General features: G+C 36.7%; 13 protein-coding genes and 1 other annotated feature. Of the genes, 3 read left to right on the top strand and 10 right to left on the bottom strand.

The window, feature by feature from the left end; translation table 11 throughout:
• Window positions 1–66: 66 nt before the first annotated feature.
• Complete coding sequence (locus MKY37_RS18990; protein ID WP_340779340.1) at window positions 67–693, top strand: LysE family transporter; 627 nt, start codon at window positions 67–69, stop codon at window positions 691–693.
• Between the two features lie 72 nt (window positions 694–765).
• Window positions 766–2007: an MFS transporter gene (locus MKY37_RS18985; RefSeq protein WP_340779339.1), complete on the top strand. Its 1242-nt coding sequence runs from the start codon at window positions 766–768 to the stop codon at window positions 2005–2007.
• Window positions 2008–2054: 47 nt separating this feature from the next.
• Here MKY37_RS18985 and MKY37_RS18980 read toward each other — a convergent pair whose 3' ends face one another.
• From MKY37_RS18980 to hisS, 3 genes are all read right to left on the bottom strand, one after another.
• Window positions 2055–2327, bottom strand: coding sequence for a YqhV family protein (locus MKY37_RS18980; protein WP_340779985.1), 273 nt, complete (start codon window positions 2325–2327; stop codon window positions 2055–2057).
• Between the two features lie 759 nt (window positions 2328–3086).
• Window positions 3087–4859 (bottom strand): aspartate--tRNA ligase, encoded by a 1773-nt coding sequence (gene aspS, locus MKY37_RS18975; RefSeq protein WP_340779983.1) that lies wholly within the window; start codon window positions 4857–4859, stop codon window positions 3087–3089.
• Window positions 4849–6144 (bottom strand): histidine--tRNA ligase, encoded by a 1296-nt coding sequence (gene hisS / locus MKY37_RS18970; protein WP_340779982.1) that lies wholly within the window; start codon window positions 6142–6144, stop codon window positions 4849–4851. Before hisS ends, aspS begins: the two co-directional genes overlap by 11 nt.
• Before the next feature lie 181 nt (window positions 6145–6325).
• Window positions 6326–6563: a binding site (T-box leader), on the bottom strand.
• Window positions 6564–6676: 113 nt separating this feature from the next.
• Here hisS and MKY37_RS18965 point away from each other — a divergent pair.
• A complete protein-coding gene (locus tag MKY37_RS18965; RefSeq protein WP_340779337.1) occupies window positions 6677–8227 on the top strand; it encodes an SH3 domain-containing protein in 1551 nt (516 codons plus the stop codon).
• Between the two features lie 137 nt (window positions 8228–8364).
• Here the strand turns inward: MKY37_RS18965 and dtd are convergent, their stop codons facing one another.
• The 7 genes from dtd to MKY37_RS18930 form a co-directional block, all read right to left on the bottom strand.
• The gene (gene dtd / locus MKY37_RS18960) at window positions 8365–8802 is read right to left on the bottom strand and encodes a D-aminoacyl-tRNA deacylase (RefSeq protein ID WP_340779335.1); all 438 of its coding nucleotides are present in this window, start codon (window positions 8800–8802) and stop codon (window positions 8365–8367) included.
• Window positions 8803–8857: 55 nt separating this feature from the next.
• Window positions 8858–11050 (bottom strand): RelA/SpoT family protein, encoded by a 2193-nt coding sequence (locus MKY37_RS18955; RefSeq protein ID WP_340779333.1) that lies wholly within the window; start codon window positions 11048–11050, stop codon window positions 8858–8860.
• A 129-nt stretch (window positions 11051–11179) separates the two neighbouring features.
• Window positions 11180–11692: an adenine phosphoribosyltransferase gene (locus MKY37_RS18950; RefSeq protein WP_340779331.1), complete on the bottom strand. Its 513-nt coding sequence runs from the start codon at window positions 11690–11692 to the stop codon at window positions 11180–11182.
• Window positions 11683–14037, bottom strand: a complete 2355-nt coding sequence (gene recJ, locus MKY37_RS18945; RefSeq protein ID WP_340779329.1) for a single-stranded-DNA-specific exonuclease RecJ — start codon at window positions 14035–14037, stop codon at window positions 11683–11685. The genes MKY37_RS18950 and recJ overlap by 10 nt, the downstream gene beginning before the upstream one ends.
• A 340-nt stretch (window positions 14038–14377) precedes the next feature.
• On the bottom strand, window positions 14378–14728 hold the full coding sequence (locus MKY37_RS18940; protein WP_340779326.1) for a LapA family protein: 351 nt from the start codon (window positions 14726–14728) through the stop codon (window positions 14378–14380).
• 87 nt (window positions 14729–14815) lie between these two features.
• Window positions 14816–17092, bottom strand: coding sequence for a protein translocase subunit SecDF (gene secDF / locus MKY37_RS18935; RefSeq protein WP_340779324.1), 2277 nt, complete (start codon window positions 17090–17092; stop codon window positions 14816–14818).
• A gap of 77 nt (window positions 17093–17169) precedes the next feature.
• On the bottom strand, window positions 17170–17484 hold the full coding sequence (locus MKY37_RS18930; RefSeq protein ID WP_340779323.1) for a post-transcriptional regulator: 315 nt from the start codon (window positions 17482–17484) through the stop codon (window positions 17170–17172).
• Between the last annotated feature and the right edge of the window lie 50 nt (window positions 17485–17534).

Raw genomic sequence — 17534 nt, 5'->3', positions numbered from 1 at the left:
TCCATAAGTTGTAAGGTAAGTCCATCATGAATATGATGCATCATACAACAAAAATGGAGGACATGAATGAATTCTTTAAGTACATATTTCTTGTTAGGTATATCTTTAGCAGCGCCTATTGGACCTGTTAAAGCAACACTCCTAAACACTGGAATAAAAAATGGATTTTTCCACGCATGGTTTTTTGGACTAGGAGCAATAGTAACAGACATAATTTATATGCTAATGGTTTACTTTGGAGTGGGTCAGTTTATCGATTCACCACATATGCGGATATTTTTATGGTGCTTTGGTTTTTTTGTGCTTATGTATACAGGAATTGAAAATTTGCTGACGTTAAATAATATTTCTATGGACCCAAAATTTCGAAAAATTGTTCGGTTCCGGCACTCTATCCTTGCTGGTTTGCTAATGGCTTTTTTAAATCCGTTAACCATTCTATTTTGGCTAGGTATTTACGGATCTATTTTAGTGAGTGGTGGTGGTGAAGTATCGGGTATTGAAACGATAATCATTAGCATAGCTATATTAGTTGGTATTGGACTTGTAGATTTTATAATGGCCTTCTTATCGAGTAGTTCACGAAATTTACTGTCCACGCCTCTTTTAAAAGTTATTTCTTTTGTTTCTTCTTTATGTATGATTGGTTTCGGAATCTATTTTGGCATGCAAGCTTTTCAAGCTCTGTTTTAGTAGGTTTCTGAAACGTATATTGTAGCTCACTAAGGAGAACATACCTTAAAGATCATTAGTTGAGGTGTGTATATGATAAAGAACAATAGTCAAACTGACAATGTAAGTATCTGGTGCGTTATAAGTATGGCCTCTATTCCACTCGTCATGACACTTGGTAATTCCATGCTAATCCCTATTTTACCTATATTAGAAAAAAAGGTAGGTATCAGCTCATTCCAGTCAAGTATGATTATTACGAGTTATTCAATTGCAGCTATTTTTCTTATACCTGTGGCGGGATACCTATCTGATCGTTTCGGAAGAAAGATCGTCATTTTGCCTAGCTTGATATTAGCACTACTCGGTGGTGTAATCGCCGGTTTTGCCTCTTGGAAAATAGACGATCCTTTTTTTTGGATTATTATTGGAAGAATTCTTCAAGGTATTGGAGCGGCTGGTGCTATGCCGATAGTATTGCCGCTTGTTGGTGATTTATATAAGGATGATGATGAAAAAACCAGTTCTTGTCTCGGAATTATCGAAACCTCCAATACCTTCGGAAAGGTTTTAAGTCCTATTCTTGGATCTGTTTTAGCAGCAGTATTATGGTTTTTACCTTTCTTTTCAATATCAATTTTTAGTCTAATTTCCATTGTTATGATATTTTTCTTTGTTAAAGTGCCAAAAGAAAAAGATGAACCAGTTAAATTTAAAGACTTTTTAAGCAATACAAAAAAGACCTTTAAAAAAGAAGGTAAATGGCTGTTAACCGTATTTTTAAATGGTGCCTTTGTTATGCTTATATTATTCGCCGTGTTGTTTTTCTTGTCCGAAATGCTTGAAAAAACACATGATATAAAAGGAATAAAAAAAGGGTTTGTATTAGCCATTCCGCTCCTTATGCTTTGTATTGCTTCTTATATAACTGGTCGAAATATAAAAGGAAATATTTCTACTATGAAAAAAATGACGCTGATTTGTCTAATAGTTATGTCTATCTCAGTTGTATTTATAGGATTTACAAAAGAAAAACTGATTCTTTTATTGATCATTACAAGTGTAATGGGAATCGCCATTGGTGCCTTGCTGCCAGTATTAGATGCACTTATTACAGAAAATATAAAAAAAGAAGAGCGCGGCACAATCTCTTCTTTTTATAGTTCTGCCAGATTCATCGGAGTTGCAGCTGGTCCACCAATCATGTCACTAGTTATGAAAAATTATCTTAATATTAGTTATATTGTTGCCGGTGTAATTGGAATTTTCCTCTTTTTCCTTGCGATGAAACTTATAAAAGTAGAGGAAATCGAGGGACAAAATCATAAAGCATAAATATAATGGACTGGAAAGCGAGATGCTAACCAGTCCATTTTATATTTTCAATTTGATTTTAAACTATAAAGAATAAGTAAAATACCTGCAAATAAACAGACCATTCTTGTTAAAGATATTTTTTCAGATAAGCCAGTTAAACCTATGCCAGTTGTAACTATTAAAACAACAGGACCTACTAAAGCTAGTAAAGAGTTAATATAAAAAGCTTTTTCTAAATCATTAAATTTAATCATAAGCATTGCTGCAGATAACTCAATACTTCCTGAAAGTAATCTAAGTATGACGATAAATAATAAGGCCTTCTCAATAATCAATATCTTCTACCTCTCTTTAATAAAAGAATATGTACTATTGAGATTATATGTTTGCGTCAATAATTTTATTTTTGTATCAACTTAAATAAGTTCACAAAAAAATCCAGGTAAAAAATACCCCGTCCCTTAAGAATAAAAACTTAGATATGCCGTTGATTTCCGCTCCGGTCGGACGCTTTCCGTGGGCACGGCTCGAGCCTGTAGTCTCTCCCTCGTGCTGTCCCACAGGAGTCGCCGACCTGCGCTTCAATCAACAATAAACCTTTAATAAAATTCTGATTTCTTAATCATCAGTGGATAACATTTATAATTCAAAGAAGATGATAAGTAATTGGAGTGAATCACTAAAAATTAATCAATTTTTTTATCTTAGCGATAAGCTATGACAAATATTTTAGTGTAGAATTACACATCTATTGATTGTAGTGAAAGGTGGCGACTCCAGCGGAATAGCTTGAGCTGATGCCCCCACAGGAAAGACATTGCTCGAACTTTGTTTGACCAATGTCTTTGCGACGAGTAACCGCAAGAGCATATGTTTTCACAGCGACGAGGAGGCTGAAGCCAAGCCCGCGGAGGCCAACAGGATGTTGGTCACGAAGGCGTTGCCACACGACGTGGCGCTTTTAGCCTTTGTTCTCCACCTGTAACGGAAATCTGGAGTATATGGATAAATTTTTTCTAGAGTTATAAGTCAAGTAAGTCTATAATCTAAAAAGAAGGATTCATCACGACAACAGTCATGACAAATCCTTCTGAAATTTACTTCGTTTTCAATTTCAAGCTTAGGCTTAACTCATCTAACTGAGCCTCAGCCACTGGGCTTGGTGCAGAAGTTAATAAATCACTTGCACTTGCTGTTTTCGGGAACGCAATAGTATCACGTAGATTTGTACTACCAGAAAGAAGCATGACTAATCTATCTAATCCAAATGCAACTCCGCCATGTGGAGGTGTTCCATATTCAAAAGCTTCCATTAGGAAACCAAATTGAGCTTTAGCTTCCTCATCCGAAAATCCAAGTATCTCGAACATTTTTTCTTGAACTTCTCTAGAATATATACGTAGTGATCCTCCACCTAATTCATAACCGTTCAATACTAAGTCATACGCTTGGGCACGCACTTTGCTTGGATCAGTATCCATTAATGCAAGATCCTCAACAAAAGGTCTTGTGAATGGATGATGCGCTGCGTAGTAACGACCTTCTTTTTCATCGTATTCGAATAATGGCCAGTTAACTACCCATAAAAATTCAAAGCGTGATTCATCGATTAATTCAAGTTCTTTTCCAAGTTTTAGACGTAATGCACCTAATGAATCTGCCACTACAGAGGTTTTATCAGCAACAAATAATAGTAAATCTCCAGCTGTTGCCTCTAATGTTTGAATAAGGCTTGTAGCTGCTTCACCTTCAAAGAATTTAGCAATTGGTCCCTTCAAACCTTCTTCGTCCACTTTCAACCAAGCAAGCCCTTTTGCACCGTAAACTCCAGCGTATTCTCCAAGTGCATCAATATCCTTACGAGAATAGTTATCTGCGGCACCTTTAACATTAATCGCTTTTACTTGTCCACCAGCTTCTACTGCGGAAGCGAAAACTTTGAATGAGCTGTCTTTCACTAATTCCGAAAGATCAACAAGTTCTAGTCCAAAACGAACATCCGGTTTATCCGACCCAAAGCGATTCATCGCTTCATCATAATTCATGCGGTTGAAAGGAATAGTAACGTCTACACCTTTAACGTCCTTCATAACCTTTTTCATCATACGTTCATTCATTTCTAAAATTTCATCCATCGATAGGAAACTCATTTCCATATCGATTTGAGTAAATTCTGGTTGACGGTCTGCACGTAAATCTTCATCACGGAAGCATCGAGCAATTTGATAGTATTTTTCAAATCCTCCAACCATTAGAAGCTGCTTAAACAACTGTGGTGATTGTGGAAGTGCATAGAATTCTCCATCATGTACACGACTTGGTACTAAATAGTCGCGCGCCCCTTCAGGAGTAGATTTAGTTAATATTGGAGTTTCTACTTCTAAGAAGCCTTCATCGTCTAAGAAACGTCTTACGGTTTTAGTAATATCTGAACGCATTTTAAATGTGTCATACATTACTGGTCTTCTTAAATCTAAGTAGCGATACTTTAAGCGAATATCTTCTCCTGCGTCCGTTTGGTTTTCAATCGCAAAAGGAGGGTTTTTAGCTTCGTTAATAATACGAGCTTCACTAGCATGTACTTCAATTGCCCCAGATGAAATATTTTTGTTCACTTGGTTTGCTGCACGTGCAACTACAGTACCTTTTACCTCTATGATGTATTCATTGCGTAATTTATCCGCTATTTGAATTGCTGATTCAGAAAACTCAGGGTTAAAAACTACTTGTACTAGTCCAGTGCGATCACGTACATCAACAAATATTAAGCCACCTAAATCTCTACGTTTTTGCACCCACCCGATTAATTGGATAGATTCACCGATTTGTTGTTCATTTAATTGTCCACTTGTGTGTGTTCTACTCATTATTCTCTGCCTCCAACTGTGTTGAACTACTCTTTATTTGTTCTACTAATGAACTGAATGGAACTAAATTTTGAGTTCCTGTTGCTAAATCCTTCAACATTGCACTTTCTTTTTCTAATTCATCATCGCCTATTACTAATACGAATTTTGCTTTTAAACGATCTGCTGATTTCATTTGTGTTTTCATTTTACGATCTAAATAATCCATCTCTGCTGAAATTTTTTGCTGTCTAAGTTGATACGTAAGTTCGATCGCTTTTTTCTTAGCTGCTTCACCTAGACCAATTACATAAACATCTAATGTCGACTTATCTGCCCATTCATTGTTTTCCGCTTCAATAGCTAATAGTAGTCTCTCAATACTCATTGCAAATCCAATTCCAGGAGCATCTGGTCCACCTAGTTCTTCTACTAGACCGTTATATCTTCCCCCGCCCGCTAATGTTGTAATTGCGCCAAAGCCTTCTGCAGCACTCATAATTTCAAAAGCTGTGTGGTTATAATAATCTAATCCACGGACCAGATTAGGATCTACCTCAAATGGAATATTTAATATTGCTAAATATTCTTTTACTTTTTCGAAATAAGTAGCTGATTCTTCATTTAAAAAGTCTGCTAAGGATGGTGCTGTTTCCATTAACGGGTGGTTACGATCTACCTTGCAATCCAAAATACGAAGTGGATTTTTTTGTAATCTATTTTGACAATCCGAGCAAAACTCTTCAATATGTGGTTCGAAGTGACTAACTAGTGCCGCTTTATGTGCAACTCTACTTTCTGTGTCCCCTAAGGAGTTTATAACAAGCTTTAGCTTTTTCAATCCCGCATTTTGATAGACAGACATTGCTAAAGAAATTACTTCCGCATCGATTGCTGGATCCGCACTACCTATTGCTTCAATACCGAACTGCACGAATTGACGGTATCTACCTGCCTGCTGACGCTCATAACGGAACATTGGTCCCATATAGTAAAGCTTAACAGGCTGATCTGGGTAACCAAACATTTTATGTTCTACAAACGCTCTTACCGCTGATGCCGTGCCTTCTGGTCGTAATGTTAGGGAACGATTTCCTCTATCTTGGAACGTGTACATTTCTTTTTGAACAATATCCGTCGTATCTCCAACGCTTCTAGTAAATAATTCAGTATGTTCAAAAACAGGAGTTCTAATCTCTTTGTACTGATACATACGGCACTGTTCTCTAATTAGTTCTTCTACTGCTTGCCACTTACCAGTTTCTGATGGCAAAATGTCTTGTGTTCCTCTAGGTACTTTAATATCCATGGCAATTGCCCCTTTCCATTGCATTATAGAAAAGCGTAAGCGCCCTACTTAGCCCCGACAAGTGCTGGAAGTTCCGAATCGAAAGCATCTTTCAACTTTCGACCGAGGAACTGAAGCGACCTCGAGGGGCTGGGCGCTGAAGCTAGACATATAAAAAAGCCCTCATCCCCTGCTATAAATAGCAAGGGACGAGAGCTTGTATAAGCTTCCGCGGTTCCACCCTAGTTGGTCAAAAATATTGACCCTCTCAATTCTGGATAACGACCAGTTCCGTTTTTGCCTACTAGAGTAAAATCTCTTTCGACAAAAATCCTCGCGAATGTTGTTCACTGAATGCGTATGTAGGAAAGATTTCAGCCACGTCTTTCCTTCTCTTGTCATCCGTTTTAGACAGTTACTTTTTCGGTCATAGGTTTGTTTTAGTTTTTGATTATACTTTATCTTAATGACGTAAGACAAATAAGTCAACCCTTTTGAAGAAAAGGTAGAAATTTTTTATCAGACTATTTACAATAGGGATAGGAGTGATTCAATGAACGCTAAAATAATACATAAAATGACCATTATTTTTTTATGTGCATGTTTACTAATGCCATACTTGCAAGTAAATGCGCAGGAGAATGAAGTGACCGTAAATGTTGATTCTTTAAAAGTACGATCAGGTCCAGGCCTTACATACGAGACAATCGGTGCTGTTACAAAAAATGACAAATTAGACGTCATCGGTAAAGAAAATGATTGGCTTCAAGTTAATTTTGGTAGTTCCACTGGTTGGATAGCTAGCTGGTACACAACCAAAGAATCACTTGAGTTGACAAACAAACAGATTGTATCGAAAGTAAATCGATTGAATGTTCGAACGGAACCTACTACCTCTTCCGCAGTTATAGGCCAATTACATGAGGGTGACTCTACAAATGCCTACAAATCTCAAGAGGATTGGATTGAAATAGACTTTCAAGGTAGAAAAGGTTGGATCCATCAATCCTATATCACCGTGACCGAACAAACTGCAAGCAAAGAAACGAACACTACTGAAAATGTATTTGAAGTATCCGTCGATGCGCTAAATGTTCGCTCAAAAGCAGATTTAACTTCCAAAAAAATAGGGCTGGTTAATAAGGGGGATCAATTTTCAGTTGTCGACTCCGATCATAATTGGGTGCAAGTAGAACTTGAAAATGGAGAAAAGGGATGGTTGTATAGTTTTTATGGAACCTTATCTACAACCTCTGAAAGTATTGATGCTGCGCAGAATAATGAAACTATTACTATTCTTTATAACGGGACAAACCTTCGCAAAGATAGCACAACGAGTAGTGAAGTAGTTTCAAGAGCTGATGCTGGGACTACTTTTCCAGTAGCAGAAAAGATAAATGATTGGTACAAAATTATTTTAGATAATGGACAAACAGCTTATGTAGCAAGTTGGTTAGTATCATCTTCATCCACCACACCAAATGTAACTGAGGAATCAGAAGATAATAGCGAAGTGGAAAAAGAAGATAAAAAAGATTCCACTCGTAAAAAAGGCACTTTAAAAGGGCTAACTATTGTCATCGACGCAGGGCATGGTGGAAATGACCGTGGTACAACTGGTGTACTTGGAACAGATGAAAAAGATATAACTTTAAAAACATCTGAATTACTTTCATCCAAATTACAAGCAGCTGGTGCTAATGTTATTTTGACAAGAGAATCAGACGAATATGTAGACCTTCGAAAACGAGTCTCCATTGGTCACCAAGTTGATGCCGATGCATTCATAAGTTTACACTATGATGCAATCGATAATAGCTCGGTAAGAGGTTTTACAACTTACTACATGCATGGTTATCAAAAAGAATTTGCTAAGTACGTCCATAGCGGGCTTGGTAACATGATTTCTTTGAAAGATAGAGGCACTCAACCAGGAGATTATTTGGTATTACGAGAAAATAAACAGAAAGCTATTTTAATAGAGTTAGGTTATTTAAGTAATCCTTCTGAAGAACGCAATGTAACAACTCAAAACTATCGAGAACAAGCTACACATGGCATTTATAATGGAATTATTAATTACTTTGATGCTCAATTAGATTAGATGAACTTAAAACTTATTTCCTAATCTTTAAATACAGTGAGACAAGATCTTTAGGTCAAAACCAGCAGAATTATTGATTTCAAAAAAAGTTGTACAAATTACTCCTAATTAGAGTAATTTATACAACTTTTTTGCAGTTAAGCTTCTAACATAATCGTTACTGGACCATCGTTCGTAAATGAGACGTCCATCATAGCACCAAATACACCAGTTTCTACTTGCAAGCCTTTTGATTGTAGTTTTTCGTTGAAGAGCTCCCATAAAGGTTTTGCAATTTCTGGTCTGGCTGCATCAGTAAAGCTCGGTCTTCTGCCTTTTCTCGTATCGGCATATAAAGTAAATTGAGAAACCGACAAAATACTTCCTCGAACTTGTTCGATAGAATGGTTCATTTTACCATCCGCATCCTCAAATAAGCGTAGACCAATAACTTTTTCTACTAGATAATTTATTTCTTTTTCGGTGTCTGTTGTAGTAATACCAACTAACAATAAATAGCCGTTTTCTATCTTTCCAGTGACTTGTCCATCCACTGTCACACTTGCATTTTTGCATCTTTGCAACAATACTTTCATGAAAAGTAAACTCCTTTTAACTAAGGCGCTGCCAATTTCTTATTGTAATAGCACTTTAATTTATAATACGTTGGACAGAATATATATCTGGCAATTGTTTTATACGATCTGCCACCCTGTTTAAGTGAGCAGTATTTGAAATTAGAATAGTCAAATGAATGATAGCAATATCATTTTCTGATTTACCGGTTACCGCAGCGATATTGGTTTTAGATTCATTTACTACTTGTAAAACTTCATTCAACAGACCTGATCGATCATATGCGGATACTTCTATGTCCACTTGATACTCTTTTTTCGTAGGAGAATCATGTTTTACCCATTCTACTTCTATAATCCGGGAATTCGTATCATCGTTGTGTACATTTGGACAATCTGCACGATGGACTGAAACACCACGTCCTTTTGTTATAAACCCAACGATATCATCACCTGGAACTGGACTACAGCAACGCGATAAGCGGATGAGCATATTCTCAATTCCCTTAACAATGACACCTGATTCTGTCGTTTTATTGATCGGTGGAGTCTGCATTTCGGTAGTTATTTTCTCTAATGCTTCTTCCTGATCTCGAATCTTTCTCATTTTCTCTGCTAAGCGATTTACCACTTGTTGTGCTGTAATGCCATTAAAGCCTACAGCTGCATATAAGTCTTCTTCGCCGGTAAATGCATATTTATCACATACACGTTTAATATTCTCAGGAGTTAGTACTTCTTTTATGTCAAAGTCCTGTGATCTAATTTCTTTCTCTATTTGTTCTTTTCCTTTAATAACATTCTCGTCACGTAACTGTTTCTTAAAAAACTGTTTGATCTTATTTTTTGCTTGAGATGATTGAGCTATTTTAACCCAATCTCTACTAGGTCCAAATGATTGTTTAGACGTCAATACTTCGATAATATCACCGGTTTTAAGTTTCGTGTCAAGTGGAACCATTTTACCGTTGACCTTTGCACCAATAGTTTTGTTACCGACTTCAGAGTGCACTCTGTAAGCAAAATCTATTGGAACAGAGCTAGCCGGGAGTTCTACAACATCCCCTTTAGGCGTGAAAACATATACCATATCGGAAAATAAATCGAACTTTAAAGACTCCATGAATTCTTCAGCATTCGAAGATTCATGCTGATATTCTAAAATTTCTCTAAACCAATTCAACTGAGAGTCAATCGTTTTTTTATCAGCTTCTACTTTTTTGCCTTCCTTATAAGCCCAGTGTGCAGCGACACCGAATTCTGCAATATTATGCATTTCTTCTGTGCGTATTTGAACCTCTAAGGGCTCTCCATTTGGACCTATAACAGTTGTATGCAGTGATTGATATAAATTTTGTTTAGGCATGGCTATATAATCTTTGAAACGTCCGGGCATTGGTTTCCAAAGCGTATGGATAACTCCTAAAACGGCATAACAATCTTTAATGCTTTCTACAATGATACGCATCGCAAGTAGATCATAAATTTCGTTGAATTGTTTGTTTTGGACGACCATTTTACGATAAATACTATAAATATGCTTTGGACGACCAGATATATCAGCTTCAACTTCCATTTCAACTAACTGTTTTCGTATATCTTCCATAACATTACTTAGATAAGATTCACGTTCTGTACGTTTTTTCTTCATAAAATTAACTATTCGATAATATTGTTGAGGATTTAGGTATCGTAATGAAGTATCTTCTAACTCCCATTTGACTGCAGAAATACCAAGTCGATGTGCAAGTGGTGCGAATATTTCTAGGGTTTCATTGGAGATTCTACGTTGCTTTTCTTCTGGTAGATGTTTCAGTGTACGCATATTATGTAAGCGGTCCGCAAGCTTAATCAGAATAATACGTATATCCTGCGCCATTGCTATAAACATTTTCCGATGATTTTCTGCTTGCTGTTCTTCTTTTGACATATACTTAATCTTACCTAGTTTAGTAACACCCTCTACTAGCAGAGCTACTTCCTCGTTAAATTGCTTAACTATGTCTTCACGGGTATATTCTGTATCTTCTACTACATCATGTAAAAAACCAGCAGCAACGGTTTCCGGATCCATTTGAAGATCAGCAAGAATACCAGCTACTTGAATAGGATGTAGAATATAAGGTTCACCCGAATTTCGGAATTGTTCCCTATGTGCATGCTCTGCTAGTTCATAGGCTTTTTTCACAAAGTTCACATGTTCCTCATTCATATAAGTAGAGAGTGTTTCAAACACATCTTCTGCCGTCTTCACCTGATCTTTAGCCATGCCAACTCACCTGATTTCATTTTATATTTCTAAAATAGTTTATAAAGTATATTGTATAAAAAAAAAGAGGGACTTGTAAAGTCCACCCTAAATAAGCTTGCTAACAGCAAACATTAACCCATACATTAATTAGTATTGCATCAATGTGCAAATATCATAGTTTTCTAATTTGTTGCGGCCTTTTAAGTATGTAAGTTCAATTAAAAATGCACACCCTACCACTACTCCACCTAATTCTTCTACTAAGCGAATTGTAGCATCGATTGTACCACCTGTCGCCAATAAATCATCAACGATTAACACTCGTTGTCCTGGTTTAACAGCATCTTTATGCATTGTTAATACATCTTTACCATACTCTAAACCATACTCCGCACGAATGACCTCACGAGGAAGTTTACCTTCCTTACGAACGGGTGCAAAACCAACACCAAGCGCATAAGCAACTGGACACCCTGTAATAAATCCACGAGCTTCAGGTCCTACAATTACTTCAGCGTTAACTTTTCTTGCATACTCTACAATTTGGTCAGTTGCGTATTTATATGCCTCTCCATTATCCATAATGGATGTAATATCTTTAAAACTGACACCTGGTTTTGGCCAATCTTCTACTGTTGTTACATATTGCTTTAAATCCATACTTGCTCCTCCTCAGGAACGGTTTGTACTGCTCTTCGCTCTTCAAACCATTGTTTAAGCTCCACATACGGAGCGTATAATAATTTTTGTTCAAGTTCCATCTGTTTTTCACGATGTTTGTATGAAGGTGCCTCCGATAAATCCTTTTTTGCGGGATTTTCATTGAGCACTAACATCCCATTGTCTATTCTAACAAAACTTAGTTCAAAAAACACCTTCGACATAAAATTAAATGTATTATGACTCCAACCAGTATGCTTAGATAATTCATGAATATGCTGTTTCAATGCAAATGTTTTTCTTTTTGCTAAGAAAGAAAAATACCACTTAAATTGATCTCGCGTCGGTAATCCCTCGAAATAAGATGATTCATTCGTATAAAAGTGTGCGTATATCCGTTTCCAAGAATGATATTGCATTAACTTGATCAGAGATTGCTCATCTTCAGGTAAATCTAAGAGGACGACATATTGTGCATGAATGGACTGCTCCAGCAATTCACTCATCAAATAGAGTTTGCTCTCGATGGTAGAACTAAAATGCTTAATCGTAGTATCATTAAAAGCAATATACACTGTATCATCTACAGGAATTAATGATTTCCAACGATTCACTTGACGGATTCCTCTAATATCAAAAAGCTGCCACTCATCCGTTTTTATATCCTGTATCATTAACTGTGGTTTTTTTCGTCCATTCCATTCATTAATCTGTAAATCTCCAATAAAAGATAATTTGGTTGTCGGAGCGATTTCGTCTGCAAGTTGCCCTTTCCCAAATCCAATCGCATCTAATAGGACAGCATCTTGTTTCAATTCCATTTTCAAATGATTTTGCGCAGAGCCAATTTTTCGAACGGTCGAAACTTCTACATGTTCAATGCAGTAAACTGGTTTTGCAAAGTCCATACCAAACGGGGCTAGTTTTCTAAGAGATTCAATGGATTCTGTAGAAATTTCATCCATTTCTAGTGGTACATCAATCGATACAATAGGTATTAATTGATCTTCCGTTAGGCTTATTTTAGCTTGTTCATTTAATCTTCGACGAAACTCACTTACGTTTTCTAATGGTAAAGTCATACCCGCAGCCATTGGATGTCCACCAAAATGCGGAACAATATCTTGGTTCTTTGCAAGCTCTTTGTACATATGGAACCCCTCAATACTACGGGCAGATCCTTTTGCAATACTTTTTTCTTCGTCAAAACCTAGTACAATAGCGGGTCTATAGTATTTTTCAACTAGCTTAGAAGCAACAATACCTAACACTCCTGGGTTCCAGCCAACGTTCCCTACTACTATGACACTCGCTCCCTCTTGTGGAGGAGAATTTTCTAGTTGTTCCATTGCTTCATCTGTAATTTGCTTTACGATAGCTTGTCGTTCTTGATTTTTTTCATTGAGCATATTGGCAAGTGCAAGTGCATGATTCGGATTTTCTGTTAAGAACAAATCTACACCCGGAGCTGCTTCTCCTAGTCTTCCTACAGCATTAATCCGTGGACCAAACATAAATCCAACAGTCTCTTCATCGATTGAACGTAGCTCTACTCCGCTAACATTTGCTAATGCTTCAATTGCTACAGAATCTGTTTGTTGCATTTGTTTTAACCCCTGTTGGACTAAATAACGATTCTCTCCTGTTAAAGAAACAAGATCCGCTATTGTCCCAATCGCCACTAAGTAAAAGAGATCCTTTGGAATTTCTCCTAGTAATGCATGTGCCACTTTAAATGCTACACCTACTCCCGCCAGATGCGGAAAAGGATAACTTGTATCTTTCAAACCCGGGTGAATAATAATATCTGCTATTGGTAAATTCTCACCAGGTTCATGATGATCTGTCACAATAACGTCCATTCCTAGTTCCTTCGCAAACTCAATAGGTTTTAAACCAGAAATACCGTTGTCAACTGTAATGATTAGCTTCACGCCTTCATCAAAGGCTTCTTGAAACAAACGTTCACTTGGTCCGTAGCCATCTATAAATCTATTCGGAATCTTATAGATGACGTCAGCACCTAGTGACTCTAGTGTCTTAACCATTATAGTTGTGCTTGTAATTCCGTCCGCATCGTAATCTCCGTAAACCATAATACGTTCTCCTGCATCAACTGATTGATGTACTCGAGCAACTAACGCTTCCATGCCTGGAAGTAAAAAAGGATTATGTAATTGATCTGCTGTTACATGTAAAAATGCTTTCGCATCTTCTACATGCTCAAATCCTCTAGAAGCCAATACTTTTGCACAAACCCTTGGAATTGAAAGCTCCTTTTCTAACATTTCTACTACATTTATATTAGGCCTTGAAACTTGCCATTTTTTTTGAGATTTAATCATTTTCTTCACTTCCTTGTAACCTATTATACCTTATCTGAGGTTGAAACGTTGTGAAAAAGCAGTTTTTCCTAGCACACTTTCTTATATCCCAATGAGGCTGGGACAGAAGTAGAAATTTTATTGGATAAGGAGAAACCTTTACTAAATAAATGGATATTTAATAAAATTGATTGGAATGGAGGTGCGACTCCTACGGGAATAACGTGACGCCTGAGACTACAGGCTCAGGCCACGCCCGCGGAAAGCGTCCCTGGAATGGAAATCAATTTTGTGCACAGCAAAAAAACAGCATTTTTCTCACAGAGAAAAATGCTGTTTTGGGATTCTGTCCCAGCCTCATTTAAATAGTTGAATTCTCATCTTTTACTATCACTGGCTCATCAAGAAAATCTACTGGTTTTTCCTTGTACGCAACTACCTCATTTTGTAAAACACCAATGGTAGCCTCTTTCTTTTCAAGGTCTTTCTCTAAGTGCTTAATTTTCCTTGATAATATAAATGATCGATAAATTGCAACTGACCCACTTAGGAGTGCTCCTAATAAAGCTGAACCCAAGATAACGAGGATAAGTGGCCATTGTGCTGTTCCAAATACATAATTAACCGGAACAGTATCTACATTGTAAATAGCAAATAAAGCGATAATAATAGCGAATAGCAAACCAAATAATAATGACCATTGAAGTTTCATGTTGACACCTCTTTTCTTCTAAATGTACCATAATAAAATGGAGCAGGGTATATGTTGTTATACCCTGCTCCACATTATACTTAAACATTATACAACCGGCTCGTCAGAACCCCATTTTTTCTCTTCTTTTTTCACATCAATACCGCCATTTTTACGCATTTCTTTCACTTTCAAGTCAAACCAAATTTGTGCTCCAATGTAAATGGAAGAATACGTTCCGGCTATTAACCCGATTAATAAAGCAATAGAGAAGTTACGAATTCCTTCTGCACCAAATAACAATAAGGCTACAACTACTAAAATAACAGTAAGTACTGTATTAACAGAACGACCTAGTGTTTGTCGTAATGATTTATTTACAATCGTTGCAAGCTCATCTTCTGATGTGATTTTAGCACTGCGTTGTAAGTTTTCTCGTATACGGTCAAATGTTACAATCGTATCGTTTATAGAATATCCGACTATCGTTAACACTGCTGCGATAAACGTAATATCTACCTCTAAACGAAGAATACTAAATATGGCAACCATTAAGAATGCATCATGGAGTAGCGAAACAATCGATGCAACACCCATTCTCCACTCAAAACGGAAAGCAACATAAATGATTATTCCAATAGCAGCAAACGCTAATGCTTTTAATGCATTTTTCACAAGTTCTCGTCCAACCGTATCAGAAACTGTGCTTACTTGAGGTTCAGCACCAAACTGTTCAGTCATTTCTATTTTTAGTGTTTTAACTTCTTCTTGTGTAAATTCATCTTTGTATCTGACTACTGCACTATCCCCGTTTTCTCCTGAGATTACAATATCATCTGAAGGCATACCTATACTTTCAATTTTCTCTGTAACAAGAGCTTGGGTTAAAGGCTGAGTAGACTCAATTTGAACACGTGTACCAGAAGAAAAATCTATTCCAAGATTTAACTTGAACACACTCAAGATAATAATTCCTGCAATCGTTAATGTTATAGAAGCAATATAGAAGATTTTACGACTATGAACAAAATCAAAACGATCGAATTTTGTTGTTAAGTCAAGAGTGTCTACTTCTTCTTCTGGAGAGTGCATTCTTTTCTTCGGAATACCAAACCAACCTGGCTTGTTATCAAAGTAACCACTATGAACAAGTAGCCCAAGTAAAATACGTGAAGCCCATACTGCTGTGATGAAAATAACTAAAATACTAATAATTAACAGTGTAGCAAATCCTTTTACAGAACTTGTACCGAAGAAGAATAATACCGCAGCTGCTAATAATGTTGTAATATTTGCATCGAAAATTGCAGTAAAGGATTCTTTTGCTCCTGCATCAAATGCTTTCTTCACTGATCTTCCAACACGTAATTCTTCTCGAATTCTCTCATAGGTTAAAATATTAGCATCCACTGCCATACCTACCCCGAGAACAATTGCCGCGATCCCTGGAAGTGTTAATACACCATTAATCCAATCAAAAATAACTAAAATTAAGAAAATATATACCACTAAGGAAATAACTGCAATAACACCAGGTAAACGATAATATCCAATCATAAAGATGAAAATTGCCGTAATACCTATAATACTAGCTAAAATAGTACTGTTTAATGCTTCTTCCCCAAATTGTGCTCCTACTGAGGTAGAGTAAATTTCTTCCAATTCAACTGGAAGAGCACCGGCATTTAAAATTCCTGACAGATGTTTTGTTTCATCAACTGTAAATGCACCAGAAATTTCCACGCTATCGGAGTTAATGCGCTGAGAAACGCGCGGAGCTGAAGTGAATTTTTGCTCTTCTTCAGGCTTCAATGCTTCTGTTTTGTACGAATCCACACCTTCTTCAAAGTCTAACCAAATAACTAGAACATTGTCTGGGGCTGGCTTTGCCGCAATTTCAGAAGTAATTTCTGCAAATTTATTTGCATCTTTTAATTCTAATGTTACGATAGGTTGTCCTTGTTGATCAAAAGCTGCCTTAGCTCCGCTTTCCTTCAAGTCCATCCCGTCTAGCATTATATTATCATCGGAATCTCGGAATGTTAAATTCGCTTGTGTCGAAAGTAACTCTCTGGCAGAATTCTGATCATCCACACCAGCAAGTTGTACTCGAATTCGGTTGCCATCTTCAATTTGAATACTAGGTTCACTTACACCTAATACGTCAATACGGCTCGTAAGTGCTGATGCTGTATCCGCCACAACATCTTCCGTTATTTCTTGACCATCCTTTAATTCGTTTACTTGATAAAGAACCTCAAAACCACCTTGAAGATCTAGACCGAGTTTAATATTGTTCAGTACGCCTGTAACTGTGGGACTGATTGTTCCTGCAAAAATAACGAGTAACAATAAAAACGCAACTATGCGTCCTCTAGTTTTCATATGTAGATATCCTCCTCAAAAAAAAGCAACAAGTTTATTATGAAACACGTTGCGCTCACTGTCAAATAACCATCCACTTATTTTTCTTCGAAACCTGGGTTTAATAACAATTGCAACTCTTCTTGATTAATCTCAGAAAACCAGTTAGATGTTCTTTGATTTTCAATTTGTTCAAACGTCATAAATTCTGCGGGAGAAATGGTGAGAATATCGTTTATGATTTGATATAAAGGCAAGGAAGCTATATCTTTTTTTCTCCATTTTTTCGTCACACAAAAATTCCAAATGTCTTTTTCCGTCACCGTATTGTATTGATAAACGACAAACTCATTTCTCTTACTTTCTATAGCTGGTAGTACGTGCGTAAAAATAGCTTCAAAATTATTTTCCATAATATCGCACCTCTTTTAAAGAATAATGTACCAAGCAATATGCATATTGT

Origin of the sequence: Psychrobacillus sp. FSL K6-2836 (assembly GCF_038003085.1) — a bacterium.
In the GTDB taxonomy this organism is placed as follows: Bacteria; Bacillota; Bacilli; order Bacillales_A; family Planococcaceae; genus Psychrobacillus.
The sequence above is the reverse complement of the archived record's forward strand: the minus strand, read 5'-3'. Positions and strand labels throughout refer to the sequence as shown.